Here is a 13,954-nt window from a genome sequence, read left to right as displayed (position 1 = left end):
TATGGCCCCGATTTCCGGCATCCTCTAAACTGGCGACGTTTTCTCTCATTCACCTGCTAGCACCTGAGAGTCCAAGGATGGGCATTTGCTACCGCCGAGCGCCAGGATTGTTCGCATCGATCGTCGCGATTTTTACCGCTGCGCCGCTTCTAGCGGCCGCCAACTATGCGGGCGACGCCACGCTGCATGACGTCCATTTCCAAACCCCCCACGTGGGGATGGCGGTTGGCGACCATGGCGTGATCTGGAGCACCCGCGACGCCGGGGCCAATTGGGCTCAGATCCCCTCTGGCGTTAGCGTCGAACTCCGCGCGATCACCTTTGCCGATGAAGATCGCGGCTGGATCGTCGGCGGACAAATCTCTCCCTACAGTCGCATTTCGCGCGGCGTGGTTTTGCGAACCATCGATGGCGGCCGCAACTGGCGCGAGATTCCCAATCTGGGAGTTCCCCGCTTACATGACATCGCCTTTGTCGACGCCAACCATGGCTATGCGATCGCCGATCCATCGCCGACCTATCCGACCGGCCTGTTTGAAACCCGCGATGGCGGCCGCAGTTGGCGTTCGAAGTTGGTCGAGAAGCCCCATCCCTGGCGCTCGCTGGCCTTGCTGCCCAGCGGCGGCGTGTTGCTGACGGCCGCCGATGGCGCGACCGCCTGGTTTGACGAAGGGGTTTATCGCGAATCGATTCCGGCCGACTCCAATCGCCGCACCTACCAGGTTGCGCTCGATCCGCTTGGCGCCACCGCGCTGGTTGGAGACGCCGGGCTGGTGATGTCCAGTAGCGACCGCGGCATCTCGTGGAACTTGCGCACCAGCCAACTGCCGGGCGCGATGGGACGTCAGTTTGACGCCCGCGGAGTTACGGTTCGCGGTCAGCACATCACCGTTGTCGGCTCGCCCGGTTCGGTCGTGCTGTCGTCACGTGACGGCGGCGAACATTGGGAAACGGCCGCTACCGGCTTTCGTCCCACGCTTACCGCGGTGACGTTCGCCGATGATCGACACGGTTGGGCGGTTGGATCGTTCGGCACGATCCTGGCGACCAACGACGGCGGCGCCAGTTGGTATGCGCAGCGTCGTGGCGGCGAACAGGCGGCTCTTTTCGCGGCCTACCGCAGCGGCCAGAAACTTCCTTGTGAAGCGTTCAGTCAACTCTCCGCCGCCGGCGGCTATCTGACGGCGGTCGAGATCATCGGCCGGCCCGAACAGAACTCTCCGCTTGAGCTGCAGTACGCCGATTGCGTCCGGGCGGCTTGCTTACAGCTTGGCATCTGCGACATCGACCAGGCCAGCAGCTTCCCGCTCCCCAGCGACAAGCTGGGCCTCGATGGCCGCGAAATTGTCAAGCGTTGGAATCAAGCGAACGACGGCGAGGCGCTGAAGCGAGCCGAGGAACGCTTGGTCCGCAAGCTGCGAACCTGGCGTCCACAGGTGGTGCTGACCGAGTACGCCGATCCCCGCGGTCTGGATGCGACCGGCTACCTGATCAATCAGATTGTGTTGTCGGCGGTCGAAAAAGCGGCCGACTCCAACGCCTATCCCGAACATCTTGAGTCGCTCCGTCTGGCGCCATGGCAAACCAAAAAGGTCTTCGCCTCGCTGCCGAAGGGAGTCGATGGCGCGATCACCATCACCACCTCGCAGATCGCGCCGCAACTAGCGATGTCGTTCAACGAACATGCCGCCGCCGCTCGCAGCTTGCTGGAAGAGGAAGCAACCCCGCCGCCGGCCTCGATTTCATTCGAGCTCAATCGGAACGCGTTGCCGAACGAATTTGGCGATCGCGATTTCTTCTCCGGCATTCCGCTCGACTCGGGCGGAGTCTCGCGGCGGGCCGAACGTCCGCTGGCGTCCAGCAATCTCGACGAACTTCGTCGCTTGGCGCAGCGTCGGCACAATGTACAGCGCATCGTTTCGACCGCTCGCTTGCGTCCCAATGGAGGCGCCGCGTGGCTGGCGCAGTTGGGCGACCTGACGAGCGACTTGCCTGGCGATACCGGCCCGCAAACGCTCTATCAACTGGCGATGCATCAGCATGAGTCTGGACATGGTCCGTTGGCCGCCGAGGTCCTGACGACCTTGATTGATCGCTTCCCCGAACATCCTCTGGCCGAGAAGGGAGTCGCCTGGCTGTTGACCTTCTACGGCAGTCGCGAAGTGGCCGACCGCTTCTCGGGCGAAGAGACGGCGCCCGACGCGGCGCCCTTGGCCGCCGAGTTTCGTCCGACCGCCGTAACCCCGGCCGCCGCCTTTTTGCCGACCGAAACGACGTCACGCCCTGGACTCCCTGCGGCTGGCCAGGCGGTCTCGATCGAACGCAACTTCTCTCGAACCGCCGCCAAGCTGGCCCAAGAGTACAACGTCAAGTTTCCGTATGTGATTGCCCAACCGGAAGTCGCGTTCACCGTCTCCCGGGCACTCAGCCAGGAAGGGACGGGCCGAACCTCTGAGAACTTACTGCATCGCCTGGTGGGCCGGGGAGAGAACGATCCGTGGTCGGCCTGCGCTCAGTCGGAATTCGTGCTGGGACGTAACGCCGGCATTCCGCCCAAGACGATCGCGATGTGCCTGCGGGTCATTTCGCCGCCGCAGTTGGATGGCCGGCTGGATGACGAAACGTGGCGTCACTGCAAACCGTTCGAGCTAGTCAGCCCCAACCGAGGCGATGGCCAATGGCCTGCGGCCGCCTTCTTTGCATACGACCAGGAGTATCTCTACTTCGCGATTCGCGCCAAGCATGCCCCAGGCTCCAACTACACCAACAAGCCAAGCGGTCCGCGCGAGCGCGACGCCGATCTCTCGAAGCGGGATCATGTCGAGATCTACTTCGACATCGATCGCGACTATGCGTCGTTCCACAAAATGTCGGTCGACTGGTGCGGCTGGACTCACGAGTCGAGCTTTGGCGATCCAACCTGGAATCCCAAGTGGTACGTCCAAGCGGACGACGCCGCCGGCGTTTGGACGGTGGAAGGCGCTATCCTGCTGACCGACTTGGCGAAGACGCCGCCTACCTCCGGCGATACCTGGGCATTGGGTCTACAGCGGATCGCCACCGGCAGCGGTTTTCAGTCGTGGACGATTCCGGCTCAGGCGGAAGTGCTGCCGGCCGGGTTCGGACTCCTCCGGTTTCAGTAGTCGGCGAGTGCAGACGCATGGCATGGTTAATCGGCGTTGATGAAGCGGGATACGGGCCCAATCTCGGCCCGCTGGTGATCGCCGCCACCGTCTGGCAAACGCCTGATTCAATCTCGGGCGAAGACCTGTATGAAGTGCTGTCCGAGGTGATCGCCGTCGCCAGAAAATCGTCCCGCGACCAGCGGCTGCTCGTCGCCGACTCGAAGAAGCTATTCACCGCCCAAAAGTCGCTTGCTCCGCTGGAGCGCGGCGTGCATTCCGCGGCAAGATTGCTGAAGCGCGACGCAAGCTCCTGGAGTTCGCTGCTCGCCAACATCGGTCAGGCCCCGCCCAAACGTCTCGCGTCGATACCGTGGTTCGCCGACTTTGACCGACCGCTGCCAGCCGCCGTTACTGCCGAGCAAGTCGACGACACCGCCGAGAAGCTGGACGACGCGCTGGCCAAGGCCGAGATTCGCCTTGTCGACGTTCGGGCAGCATTGCTGTTCGCCGGCGAATTCAACCAGCGACTAGCAACCGGCAACAAGAGCCGCGTTCTGTCGGAAACGACGCTTGGCCTGGTCAAAGACCTGTTGCCGAGCGAAGCCGGCGACGTGACGATCGTCTGCGACAAGCATGGCGGCCGCGATCGCTACGCGGGGCTACTGCAGGAAACGTGGGGCGATTTGCTGTTTGCGGTGCGCGAAGAGTCACGCAAGCGGAGCAGCTATGAGTGGCCAAGAGAGCAGGGGAGGGGAGTGATCGAGTTTCGCCAAGGAGGCGAATCGTTCCTGCCGGCGGCGCTCGCCTCGATGACCGCCAAGTACCTGCGTGAGCTGACCATGGAAGCGTTCAACGCCTTCTGGCGCGGTCATGATCCGCAGCTACGCCCCACGGCCGGTTATCCGGTCGACGCCAAATGCTTTCTGCAAGAGACGACGAAGCTGCGAAACCAGCTGCAGATCGACGACGACTTGCTCTGGCGACAGAAATAGCCGCGCGTCAGTCGCTGCGCATCCGCCGCCACAACCAGCGGACTTCGCCAATCGCGAGCGTGCAATAGGCCGCGACGCCAAACAGGATGGTAACCACCAGCGTTACGATCGGCGGCAGGCCGGCATATCGCGACAGCGCCAGTTGTATCCCAAACGTTAGGAGTCCCATTCCAATCGCCGCCAGGATCGACGGCGCAAGCGTTCGCGCCATTCGCCCGCTGTCGGCATTGCTGATCTTAAAGCAATACGCTAGGTAGATCGGCGCCACCAGCAACGTTCCCGCCGCGTAGGCGTTCGCCAGGCCAAACGTTACGGCCAGTTCCTCGTCCCACTGCCTGGCTACGGCGACAGCAATCGCATAACCGATCGAAAGCGTCACGCTGATCACCGCGGCGCCCAGCGCCAATCGCTTCGCTTGCCCAACGGCCGCTAGTAAGCTGCCGCAGATGTTGATCATACCTTGGGCCAGTGCGGCGAGCGCCATGATCGCCAGAATCAGCCCCGCCGTTTCCCACTCAGGCCCACCCAACACAACCATCGCCGTCGGTCCAACCACCGCCAAGCCGGCAGAGCAGGGCGCCAGGACAATCGCCGCGAAGCGGTAGAACTCGGCCGCCGTGTCGCGAAAGTGGTTCGTGTCGTCGCGGGTTGCGGCGAGCGCCGGCAACATCGCCGAGGCCAACGGTACGGTCGTCAGATAGACCGGCTTCATCATCTGGTTGTAGGCCTGGCTGTAAAAACCAAGCAATCGCTGGCCTGTTTCCGAATGCCCGACCAACAGCGCGAGCAATACCTTGTCCAGGTTTTGGGCTGCGGCGAACAGCAAGCCGCTTAACGTGTAATAGCCGCCAAAGTGAAGCAGTGGCCCGAGCGACGGATCACGCCGCGGCGCGTCAGGCCGCCAAGGCTCAATCCACCAGACGCCAGCGGTCAGTAGTAGCAGTTCGACATATTGCTGAGCGACCAGCGCCCAGATGCCGCCGTTAGCAAACGCGATCGCAATCGCGACGACGCCGGCGATCAGCTGCGCCGCAAACCGTGCGATCGCCAGTTCGCCCAGTCGCAGTCGCTTTTCGGCCATCGCTTGATGTTGGGTGTACATATTTGCGGCAAGTGCCGTCCCGGCCATCACCAGCGCCGGCCCAAGCACATCGGGCGCCGCGTAAAAGTAAGCGAGCGCCGGCGCGATGCCGGCCGCGACCAGCGTCAGTACGACGCCCGCCAAGATCTGCAGCCAAAACAGCGACGACGCTTGCGACTGCGACAGGTCGCGCTGCTGGACGGCGGCGACATTAAGGCCGAGCGGTCCGACGCTGCGCAACAACAACGTCACCGGCAAGATCATGCCGAGCAAACCAAACTGGCTGGGATCGACCAAGCGATAGAGGGCGGCCAGGACGAGGATCGATACGATCTGGCCCGCCAACTGCAGGCCGATGACCGCGCGGGCGCCGCGACGGACTTGTTGCGAAAGTTCGTCGGGCTGGTTCATTAGTATCGGATCACGCACCACAACGCGCGGAAGCCGTCGCGCCAACCAATCTTCTTCCCTTCGGCATAGGTGCGGGGGAAGTAGCGAATCGGCACCTCACGCAACTTTAGCCCTTTGATCCGCGACAACTTGGCGGTCAGCTCCGGCTCGATGCCGAAACGACGTTCCTTCAAGGTCGGACCGATCTCTTGAATAATCTCGCGACGGAAGACCTTGTAGCAGGTTTCCATGTCGGTCAGCAGAAAGTTGGTAAACAGGTTCGACCACCAGGTCAGTACCTTGTTCGGAAAGTAATGCCGCAGTCGCGGGACGTTGCGTGAGCCGGGAATGAAGCGACTGCCATAGACGACGTCAGCCCCTTCGGTGACGATCGGCTGCAGCAAGGCGCGGTAGTCGTCCGGCGAGTATTCGAGGTCGGCGTCTTGAATGATTACCGCATCGCCGGTCGCCTGGCAAAAGCCGGTTCGCAGCGCTGCGCCCTTTCCTTGATTCTGCTCGTGGAACAGGATCTTCAAGTCGGTCTGGTCACGCCAACTGTCGAGCAAATCGCGAGTGCCGTCGGTACTGCCGTCGTCGACCAGGATGATCTCGCAGCGAACGCCGCTGGCGCGTATCGCGGCGATCAACTTGGGCAACGTCTCAACTTCGTTATAGACCGGGACCACGACCGACAAGATAAAGTCGTCGGGCAAACGATAGATCGCCAACTGGCGACAGGCGGCGCGGCCGATCAATTGCGTCAGAAACTCAACCCGAACGTCTTCATTTTCGCAGATCGATTCGAGCAATTCGCGCACTTGGCCATTTTCGACCGGTGTCGAATCAGCCGCGGTAGGCGACTGGGGAGAGGTGCTCATGCGGCGCAGGCTTTCCTTCAGCGGTGTTCGGGGTTAACTGTAGTATAACATGCGATCGGGGTCTGGCACGTGCAGGAAACCGAGCCTCCCCCCTGATCCGCCCCCTTTTTTGAAGGAATCTGGCCATGTCTGATCCCTGGATCGCCGCCGCCGTGCAGATGAACGCCGGAGAGGACAAAGAGCGCAATCTGCAAACGGCCGAGCGGCTGATCGCCGAGGCCGCCCAGCAAGGGGCGAAGTTGATTGTGCTGCCAGAGCTGTTCAACTTTTTGGGGCGGCTAGAGGAGTTGGCGTCCCAGGCCGAGTCGCTCGACGGAGTCACCGCCACCCGCATGCGCGATGCCGCCCGCAAGCATGATATCTTCCTGGTGGCCGGCAGCTTCGCCGAGCGACGAGAAGCGGACGAGCGGGTCTACAACACGAGCCTCGTTTTTGACCCCCAGGGCGCCAGAATTGGCCTCTACCGCAAGATGCACCTGTTTGACGTCGACCTGCCGGATGTCCGCGTCCAGGAATCGAAGTACGTCGCCTCAGGCGAACTGCCGGTCGCCATCCGAACGCCGCTTGGCGGACTGGCGCAGGCGATTTGCTATGACTTACGGTTTCCCGAATTGCCCCGGAGCCTGGACCTGCAGGAGGTCGCTTGTCTGGCGCTGCCGGCGGCGTTTACGTCGAAGACCGGCGAGGCCCACTGGCAAGTCTTGCTTCGCGCCCGAGCGATTGAAAACCAAGTCTTTGTGATCGCCGCCAATCAACATGGCCAATACGTCAGCGGCATTCAATGCTACGGCCACTCGTTGATTGTCGATCCCTGGGGAACGGTATTAGCCGAAGCCGGCGGCGACGAAGAAACGGTCATCACCGCCGAGATCTCGCTCGAGAAGCTTCGCGAAGTTCGTCAGCACATGCCGACGTTTCAGCATCGACGCCTTCAACAATAGCGTCGGCAAAGGGGCGCAACTCAACATGATTTTGTGACAAGTTGAGTGCGCGTTTCTGATCCGCGATGCAAGTGGAGAGCACTTTTTTAAAGTCCTTCTCAGCGGCTTTCCTCGCTGTTCTTCGAGCGAACTGAATGCGAGAAAAAAAACATTCTCTTGGTTGCTTGACAATTCGTCCCGCCTCCAGAAAATAGTGCCTTGTGATGACTGAAACCCTTAGCGGATGTTGCTCGTTTTTCCTTTCGACTTGCTGCTTACCGACTCACTGGATCTCCTCAAAGTCGCTCTGACGCACCTGTCATCGCAGCTAAAAACACGACCTTCATTTTGGCGAAGCTGCGCGCTGACACAGGACGAAAGAAGAGAAAACTTCGCATCCAATTATTTGATGCTTACTTCAATTTTGCATTGCCCCGGCCGCGTCTGGCGAATGGATTCTCCGCTATAGGACGCAGTACTGCTGGTTGCAATATAGGGCGTGAAGGGCGACGACTGACGGGATCGACAGTCGACCTTTGTGTGGAACGGATGCCCCCTTTATGCTTTTTCTTTTGGCGGCGGCGATGCGCGAGCGCCGCATCGCGTTAGAATGGGAGTTTCCTCTTCTGACTTGGTCCGGAACAGCGGCGGATGCCAGACTCTTTGATTGCGTTGGGCGCCAACCTTGGCGATCGTCGACAGACGCTCGATAGCGCGATCGACATGCTGCGCAGCATCGACGGCGTCTCCGATCTCGTGGTCAGTCGCTACCATGGCACAGCGCCGATCGGCGGCCCGGATGGTCAGCCCGAGTTTCTCAACGCCGCCGCCCGCTTCAGCACGACGCTATCGGCCGAGCAAGTTCATGCCCGGCTGATCGCCATCGAAGAGGAACATGGTCGCGTGCGGGTCGAGCGGTGGGGCGCACGTCGGCTCGATCTCGACTTGCTGCTGTTCGATCAGCGCCAGATCATGACCGAAACGCTGGAAGCCCCTCACCCGCGGATGACCTTTCGCCGTTTTGTCTTGGAGCCCGCTGTCGAAGTCGCGGCCGACATGACGCATCCCATCTGCCAGCGCACGCTGGGCGAGTTGCTTACCCAGCTCGACGAAGGCGAACCAGTCGTGCGGATCGTCGCGCCGGAAGATGCCGACGTCGATCAGCTGATCGCTAGCGTGCGCCAAACGAGCGACTTTCCGCTAGAGTGCGCCAAAAACCAGGCGGCGATCGCCGCCGCGCAGTTGATCGTCTTCTGGCGGAGTTCGCCACTACAGATTCCGCACGGCCCTTACCTGCCGATTCCTACCGCCGACGCCAGCGCCGCGGCGACTGAAATTAGCGCGGCCATCGCCGCGATGTCGCCCACCTAAGTGAAGAGCCTGATGAGCAGTTCCGCTGACATGACCCCCGAGCTGATTCACTCGGTCAAAGAAATTCGAGCCAAGGTGCGTGCAGCGCAAAAGAGCGGCCTGACCGTCGGTTTTGTGCCGACCATGGGAGCTTTGCACGAAGGACACCTCAGCCTGGTTGGCCGGGCGGCAGCTGAATGCGACATCGCGGTCGTCAGCATCTTTGTCAACCCGACGCAGTTTGGTCCACAAGAAGACTTCGCCAAGTATCCACGGACGCTCGACGCCGACATGGAACTCTTGTCGCACTATCATCCCGTCTGGGTCTTCTGTCCTGAGGTTGACGAGATCTACCCGCCCGGCAGTTCAACCGTCGTGACGCCGCCGAACATCGCGCTGCCGCTGGAAGGGGAACATCGCCCGGGGCACTTCGCCGGCGTGACGACGATCGTGCTGAAGCTTTTGAACATTGTGCCGGCCGACATCGCCTACTTTGGCCAGAAAGATTACCAGCAAGCGGCGGTGATCCGGCAGATGGTGATCGACCTGGATGTGGCGACGCGGATCATCGTCTGTCCGATCGTGCGTGAAGAAGATGGCCTGGCGATGAGCAGCCGCAATCGATACCTCTCGCCGGAAGAGCGCACCGCCGCCCTTGCGATCTCGCGAGCATTAAGAATTGCGACCGAACGCCTGGAAGCGGGCGATCGCGACGCAACTTCGATCGCCGCCGGAATGCGGGCCGAGATGCAAGCGGCCGGGATTCGTGAGATTGATTACGCGGTTGTGGCAAACCCGCAGACGTTGGAAACGCTACAGACAGCGACCGATACAGTCGTTATCTTGATTGCTGCCCGCGTCGGCCAGACCCGCCTGATCGACAACTGCGTCGTGAGTCTCACGCCGACTCCCTAGCCTTTCCCTCCGCCGTCAGAACAGAGAGCCGGGCCCGTGCGTCAAACGCTGTTTCTCATTCCCCAAGAATTCTTCGGACTGCCGCTGGCCGGATTTGGCTGGCTGCTGATCGCCTGGACGATCGTCTCGATCATCCTGCTAGCAGCCTTGATTCGCCGCCAAGGGTGGAACAAGGAGACCTCCAGCTACCTGCCGATGATCATCATCGTGGCGGTTGTGATTGCGTTCGGTCTGCCGATGTTCGTTGCGCAGCATGGCGGGATACCGATTCGCGGCTATGGCGTGATGCTGCTAGCGGCGGTCGTGGCCGGGGTCAGCTTCGCTTCGCATCGCGCGCAGAAGATGGGTCTGAGTTCGGACGCGATCTACTCGCTGGCGTTCTGGATGTTCATCCCGGGCATTCTTGGCGCCCGCATCTTCTTTGTCGCCGAATACTGGGACGAGTTTTTCTATGTCGAGGGGAATCTGAAAGCGACCTTCTTCAACGCAATTAACTTCACCGAAGGGGGCCTGGTCGTTTATGGCTCGCTGATCGGCGGCGCGGTTGGGTTCGCCGCGTTCTGCTATCGCTACAAATTGCCCCCGCTGGCGCTGGCCGACTTGATTGCCCCCAGCTTGTTTCTGGGGCTTTGCCTGGGCCGAATCGGTTGCTTACTAAATGGCTGTTGCTATGGCGGCGTATGCGATCTTCCTTGGGCGATTCCGTTTCCCGAAGGCAGCCCTCCCTATCAGCGACAGCTTGAAAACGGCGAGTTTTTCGGCGTGCGGCTGACGCAAAACAATCGGGGCGACATCGCCGTCGGCAAGATCCGCAAAGACTCCCCCGCCCAAAGCGGCTTGCTGAACGTCGGCGACGTCATCGTGAAGATCAATGACGCCGAACCGGAAGCCGGCAAAGACAAACGCGGCGAACCGTACACGGCGATGATGGCGGCCAATCGCTTGATGCTTGACGCGTCGCGCAGCGGCGTCTTGCGACTCCAAAAATCAGACGGCACGATCGTCCGCATCTTGTTGCCCAAGTCGGCGACCTGGAGCGTTCCGGTTCATCCGACGCAGATCTACGCCAGCCTGAACGCCCTGATCCTGTTCTTCTTCGCCGCATACTACTATCCAACGCGCAAACATGACGGCGAGGTGATCGCCATTTCGCTTGGCATCTATGCGATCACGCGGTACCTGCTAGAGCTGATCCGAACGGACGAACTGTCGTTTGCCGGGACGGGTTTGACGATCTCGCAAAACGTCAGCATTGCGATCTTCACCCTCGCGTTGGTGACGCTGCTTTACCTGCGCCGTAGACCGCCGCATACGATTTGGCCGCTACCCAGCAGCAAACCGGTCGGCAACCAACCGGCCGGCGAGAGCGTCCCTTCCGCCAACTAACTTCACGCTGCCTTTTCCGTTTGGGAGATCTTGCCATGCCCCGTTTGATCGAGTCCCCCAGCGTGATCGCCGCCGCTGGCAACAAACCGAAAAAAATCGAAGAATTCATCGGCCGAGTTAATTCAGAAACCGCCGAGGTTAGCATTGCGCGGATGACCAGCCCCGGCGGCTGGGTCGAGCCAGGACAGACGCCCGAATTTGACGAGTATACCTTTGTTCTGGCGGGCGAATTACAAGTTGAGACGAAAGAGGGCGTCATAACCGTTCGATCCGGACAGGCCGTCATCGTCTCGGCGGGAGAGTGGGTTCGCTATAGCACCCCGTCGCCCGAAGGCGCCCAATACGTCGCGGTCTGTTTGCCGGCGTTTTCTCCTGACAACGTCCACCGCGACGGCGTCTGATCGCTGGCCGCGGCGGTCATCTCCTCGTAATGGCGACTGGTTTGGAATACGATGATCATTACGCGTATCGCCGCGTCATCAGGGCCTTAATGGGGCTTTTCGGAATACTCATTGGAGCGACGTACCCCGCTTCGCCATCCGCAAGCCTTCTCTCTTTCGACTCACTACCTGCGCACCGCTAGTGGACGATAGCCAGCTTATCGAGCAAATTCTCTCCGGCGACACGGCGTCGTACGCGCTGCTGGTGCGCAAATACCAAGACCGTCTCTTCCATACCCTGATCCACTACCTCGGCTCGCGCGAAGATGCCGAGGACGTAGTGCAAGAGTCGCTCGTTCAGGCTTACCTGAAGCTGGCGACCTTCCAGGGAAACAGCATGTTCTATACCTGGCTCTATCGGATCGCGTTTAACGTCGCCGTCAGCCATCGCCGCCGCCGTAAGCCGGTCTACTCGGTCGACCTGGGACGCGAACTGGCGGGCTGCGAACCGGTCGACGACGACGCCAGCCCCGAACAGCGCTTGCATCAAGATGAGAACGTCGCCCAGGTCCGCGCGGCGCTCGAAACGCTGAGCGAAGAACATCGCTCGGTGCTGGTCCTCCGCGAACTGGAGGGACTCGACTACGACCAGATTTCTGAGGTGCTCAATACCCCCATCGGCACCGTCCGTAGTCGATTGCATCGGGCTCGCGCCCAACTGCGTGACCATCTTCACTCTCTGATCCCAGAAGACCAACGCGAAATGTTGCCCTAACCGGCAGCCGCGTAATAATGGGTCGTCCCGCAGACAGTTCGTACCGTCTGCGGTAGAATTCAAGCGCATCAGGTCTGCTAGGAATAGACCTCCTCTAGCGAGAGTAGGGAACATGTCGGAAGCCAAGATTCGCATTCGTGATAACGGGCCGTTTCTCGTCGAAGGTCCAGTAACCCTGGAAGACGCCGAGGGCAACACCTACACCATCGACAAACCGGCGATCGCCCTGTGCCGCTGCGGCCAGTCGGCCAACCGTCCGTTTTGCGACGGCGCGCACAAGGGTTGCGGCTTCGAATCGAACGAACGGGCCTAGCAGTCCGTTGATTTTCTCGACGGACTGCGTGATCGCACGGATGCGATCCCAAAATAGCGACGCAAGTCGTTATTTTGCGAGCCGCGAAGAGCTACGCTCTGAGCTTGGCGAGGTTGAAAAATGCCACGAGGGCATTTTTCAACAGGCAGCTAGGTCGCGCCCAAAAGTCGACGATCGGTCGACAACTTATCCCCAACCTCAGCGACAACTTCACGCCGATTTCGCTTTCTCGAAATCGGTTCGTCTCAACAGTTTGCCGCCGCGTGCGCGATTTCTGGCGAACAATCTCGCCGCGCACCCCGTTTTCTAGCTAGCGGCAGGGTCCTAGAATCCATCCCGCTCGTTTGATGAACCGCCTTTCACGGCGGCGCTTGCAGTCTTTTAACCGAGGAATCTCAGGGCATGGAAGAACAATCGCCCGAATCCACCAAGCTGGATTCGATCGAAGCTTCGGCAGCGGACCTTAACGATCAGGAAATCTCGTCGGAGGAAATCGCCCGACTCAATACGGCTTCGCAGCCCTATGTCGGTCGCTGGAACTCGTTGGTTTCGACCACCAACTGGGAAAAGGGCCGGATTATCGCTCAGTGGCGGCAGTCGCTGACCGAACAACAAGCCCCAGCCACCGAATACTCGGACGAAGCCTGGGCGAGCCGCGTCGGCTCGGTGACCGGACAGCATGTCGGCCGCCTGCGCCGCGTCTACGATCGTTTCGGCGACGTCTACGAGAAGTTCGACAAGCTGTTCTGGAGCCACTTCCAGGCGGCGATCGACTGGGAAGACGCCGAAATGTGGCTGGAAGGCGCCGTCCAAAATAGCTGGTCGGTGGCGACGATGCGGGGCCAACGTTGGGAAACGATGGGAAGCCTCGAAAATGACCGCCCGCGCGACGAAGACGTCGTCGTGACCGAGTTGGACGAAGACTTTGAGCCGCATGCCGAAGGGGGCGACTCGGAACTAAAGGGAAGCGTCGGCGAGATCGAACCGCACGATGGCATGCCGGTTCCGGAAGGTCCTGACTTTGGCGATGAAGACGCCCCTGGCGCCTTGCCGCGCGAAGTCTCGCAGTCCGGCGAAGAATCGGAAGCCGCTCCAGAAGAACAACCGACGCTGGTCAAGCCGTTCTCCGAGATCGGCAAGCTGCCGGAAGACGTGCTCGAAGCGTTCGACGCCATGAAGTTGGCGATCATTCGTCACAAGGCGATGGGCTGGACCGAGATCAAGCTGGAAGAAATGATCAGCTGCATCGAGTCGCTCAAAGTTCTGGCCAACGCCCCCAGCGGCGATCCGGTGACTAAGCCGCGCGGCGAAGAAAAAGCGGAAGCGGCCCCCGAGGCGGAAGCGGAAGGAGAATAGTCCTACGCAGCGACTATGCTCCAAGAAACGCGAAGAGGCGATTCCTTCACGGAATCGCCTCTTCTGTTGCGCTGACGTACGCGCAGCACGTGT

The 13,954-nt window shown here is 60.8% G+C and carries 12 protein-coding genes; 10 read left to right on the top strand and 2 right to left on the bottom strand.

Going from position 1 to position 13,954, the window contains the following annotated elements; genetic code table 11:
• Positions 1–77: 77 nt before the first annotated feature.
• Both Enr8_RS14350 and Enr8_RS14345 read left to right on the top strand, forming a co-directional pair.
• On the top strand, positions 78–3,143 hold the full coding sequence (locus tag Enr8_RS14350; RefSeq protein ID WP_146432668.1) for a YCF48-related protein: 3,066 nt from the start codon (positions 78–80) through the stop codon (positions 3,141–3,143).
• Positions 3,144–3,160: 17 nt separating this feature from the next.
• On the top strand, positions 3,161–4,117 hold the full coding sequence (locus Enr8_RS14345) for a ribonuclease H family protein (protein WP_146432665.1): 957 nt from the start codon (positions 3,161–3,163) through the stop codon (positions 4,115–4,117).
• A gap of 7 nt (positions 4,118–4,124) precedes the next feature.
• Here the strand turns inward: Enr8_RS14345 and Enr8_RS14340 are convergent, their stop codons facing one another.
• A complete protein-coding gene (locus tag Enr8_RS14340) occupies positions 4,125–5,609 on the bottom strand; it encodes an oligosaccharide flippase family protein (RefSeq protein WP_146432663.1) in 1,485 nt (494 codons plus the stop codon).
• Positions 5,609–6,466 carry a glycosyltransferase family 2 protein gene (locus Enr8_RS14335; protein WP_146432661.1) on the bottom strand — a complete coding sequence of 286 codons (858 nt, stop codon included), beginning with the start codon at positions 6,464–6,466 and terminating at the stop codon, positions 5,609–5,611. Before Enr8_RS14335 ends, Enr8_RS14340 begins: the two co-directional genes overlap by 1 nt.
• 125 nt (positions 6,467–6,591) lie before the next feature.
• On the opposite strand from Enr8_RS14335, the gene Enr8_RS14330 reads away from it, so the two are divergent.
• The 8 genes from Enr8_RS14330 to Enr8_RS14295 all read left to right on the top strand — a co-directional run bounded on the left by Enr8_RS14330 (position 6,592) and on the right by Enr8_RS14295 (position 13,861).
• Positions 6,592–7,407 (top strand): carbon-nitrogen hydrolase family protein, encoded by an 816-nt coding sequence (locus Enr8_RS14330; protein ID WP_146432659.1) that lies wholly within the window; start codon positions 6,592–6,594, stop codon positions 7,405–7,407.
• A gap of 630 nt (positions 7,408–8,037) precedes the next feature.
• Positions 8,038–8,757, top strand: coding sequence for a 2-amino-4-hydroxy-6-hydroxymethyldihydropteridine diphosphokinase (gene folK, locus Enr8_RS14325; protein ID WP_146432656.1), 720 nt, complete (start codon positions 8,038–8,040; stop codon positions 8,755–8,757).
• 12 nt (positions 8,758–8,769) lie between these two features.
• The gene (gene panC / locus Enr8_RS14320; protein ID WP_146432654.1) at positions 8,770–9,651 is read left to right on the top strand and encodes a pantoate--beta-alanine ligase; all 882 of its coding nucleotides are present in this window, start codon (positions 8,770–8,772) and stop codon (positions 9,649–9,651) included.
• 36 nt (positions 9,652–9,687) lie between these two features.
• Positions 9,688–11,037 carry a prolipoprotein diacylglyceryl transferase family protein gene (locus Enr8_RS14315; protein WP_146432652.1) on the top strand — a complete coding sequence of 450 codons (1,350 nt, stop codon included), beginning with the start codon at positions 9,688–9,690 and terminating at the stop codon, positions 11,035–11,037.
• A 35-nt stretch (positions 11,038–11,072) separates the two neighbouring features.
• On the top strand, positions 11,073–11,438 hold the full coding sequence (locus Enr8_RS14310; protein WP_146432650.1) for a cupin domain-containing protein: 366 nt from the start codon (positions 11,073–11,075) through the stop codon (positions 11,436–11,438).
• 181 nt (positions 11,439–11,619) lie between these two features.
• Complete coding sequence (locus Enr8_RS14305; RefSeq protein ID WP_146432648.1) at positions 11,620–12,192, top strand: RNA polymerase sigma factor; 573 nt, start codon at positions 11,620–11,622, stop codon at positions 12,190–12,192.
• 112 nt (positions 12,193–12,304) lie between these two features.
• A complete protein-coding gene (locus tag Enr8_RS14300; protein WP_146432645.1) occupies positions 12,305–12,505 on the top strand; it encodes a CDGSH iron-sulfur domain-containing protein in 201 nt (66 codons plus the stop codon).
• A gap of 402 nt (positions 12,506–12,907) precedes the next feature.
• On the top strand, positions 12,908–13,861 hold the full coding sequence (locus tag Enr8_RS14295; RefSeq protein WP_146432643.1) for a hypothetical protein: 954 nt from the start codon (positions 12,908–12,910) through the stop codon (positions 13,859–13,861).
• The last annotated feature ends 93 nt before the right edge of the window (positions 13,862–13,954 follow it).

It is taken from the genome of Blastopirellula retiformator (genome assembly GCF_007859755.1).
In the GTDB taxonomy this organism is placed as follows: domain Bacteria; phylum Planctomycetota; class Planctomycetia; order Pirellulales; family Pirellulaceae; genus Blastopirellula; species Blastopirellula retiformator.
Note: the sequence above shows the minus strand (reverse complement) of the source record. Positions and strands in the feature narration are given on the sequence as shown.

Coding starts and splice junctions, on each gene's coding strand:
- Enr8_RS14345 (WP_146432665.1), top strand. CDS start 3,161: ATGGCATGGTTAATCGGCGTTGATGAAGCGGGATACGGGCCCAATCTC.
- Enr8_RS14310 (WP_146432650.1), top strand. CDS start 11,073: ATGCCCCGTTTGATCGAGTCCCCCAGCGTGATCGCCGCCGCTGGCAAC.
- Enr8_RS14295 (WP_146432643.1), top strand. CDS start 12,908: ATGGAAGAACAATCGCCCGAATCCACCAAGCTGGATTCGATCGAAGCT.
- folK (WP_146432656.1), top strand. CDS start 8,038: ATGCCAGACTCTTTGATTGCGTTGGGCGCCAACCTTGGCGATCGTCGA.
- Enr8_RS14330 (WP_146432659.1), top strand. CDS start 6,592: ATGTCTGATCCCTGGATCGCCGCCGCCGTGCAGATGAACGCCGGAGAG.
- panC (WP_146432654.1), top strand. CDS start 8,770: ATGAGCAGTTCCGCTGACATGACCCCCGAGCTGATTCACTCGGTCAAA.
- Enr8_RS14340 (WP_146432663.1), bottom strand. CDS start 5,609: ATGAACCAGCCCGACGAACTTTCGCAACAAGTCCGTCGCGGCGCCCGC.
- Enr8_RS14300 (WP_146432645.1), top strand. CDS start 12,305: ATGTCGGAAGCCAAGATTCGCATTCGTGATAACGGGCCGTTTCTCGTC.
- Enr8_RS14350 (WP_146432668.1), top strand. CDS start 78: ATGGGCATTTGCTACCGCCGAGCGCCAGGATTGTTCGCATCGATCGTC.
- Enr8_RS14335 (WP_146432661.1), bottom strand. CDS start 6,466: ATGAGCACCTCTCCCCAGTCGCCTACCGCGGCTGATTCGACACCGGTC.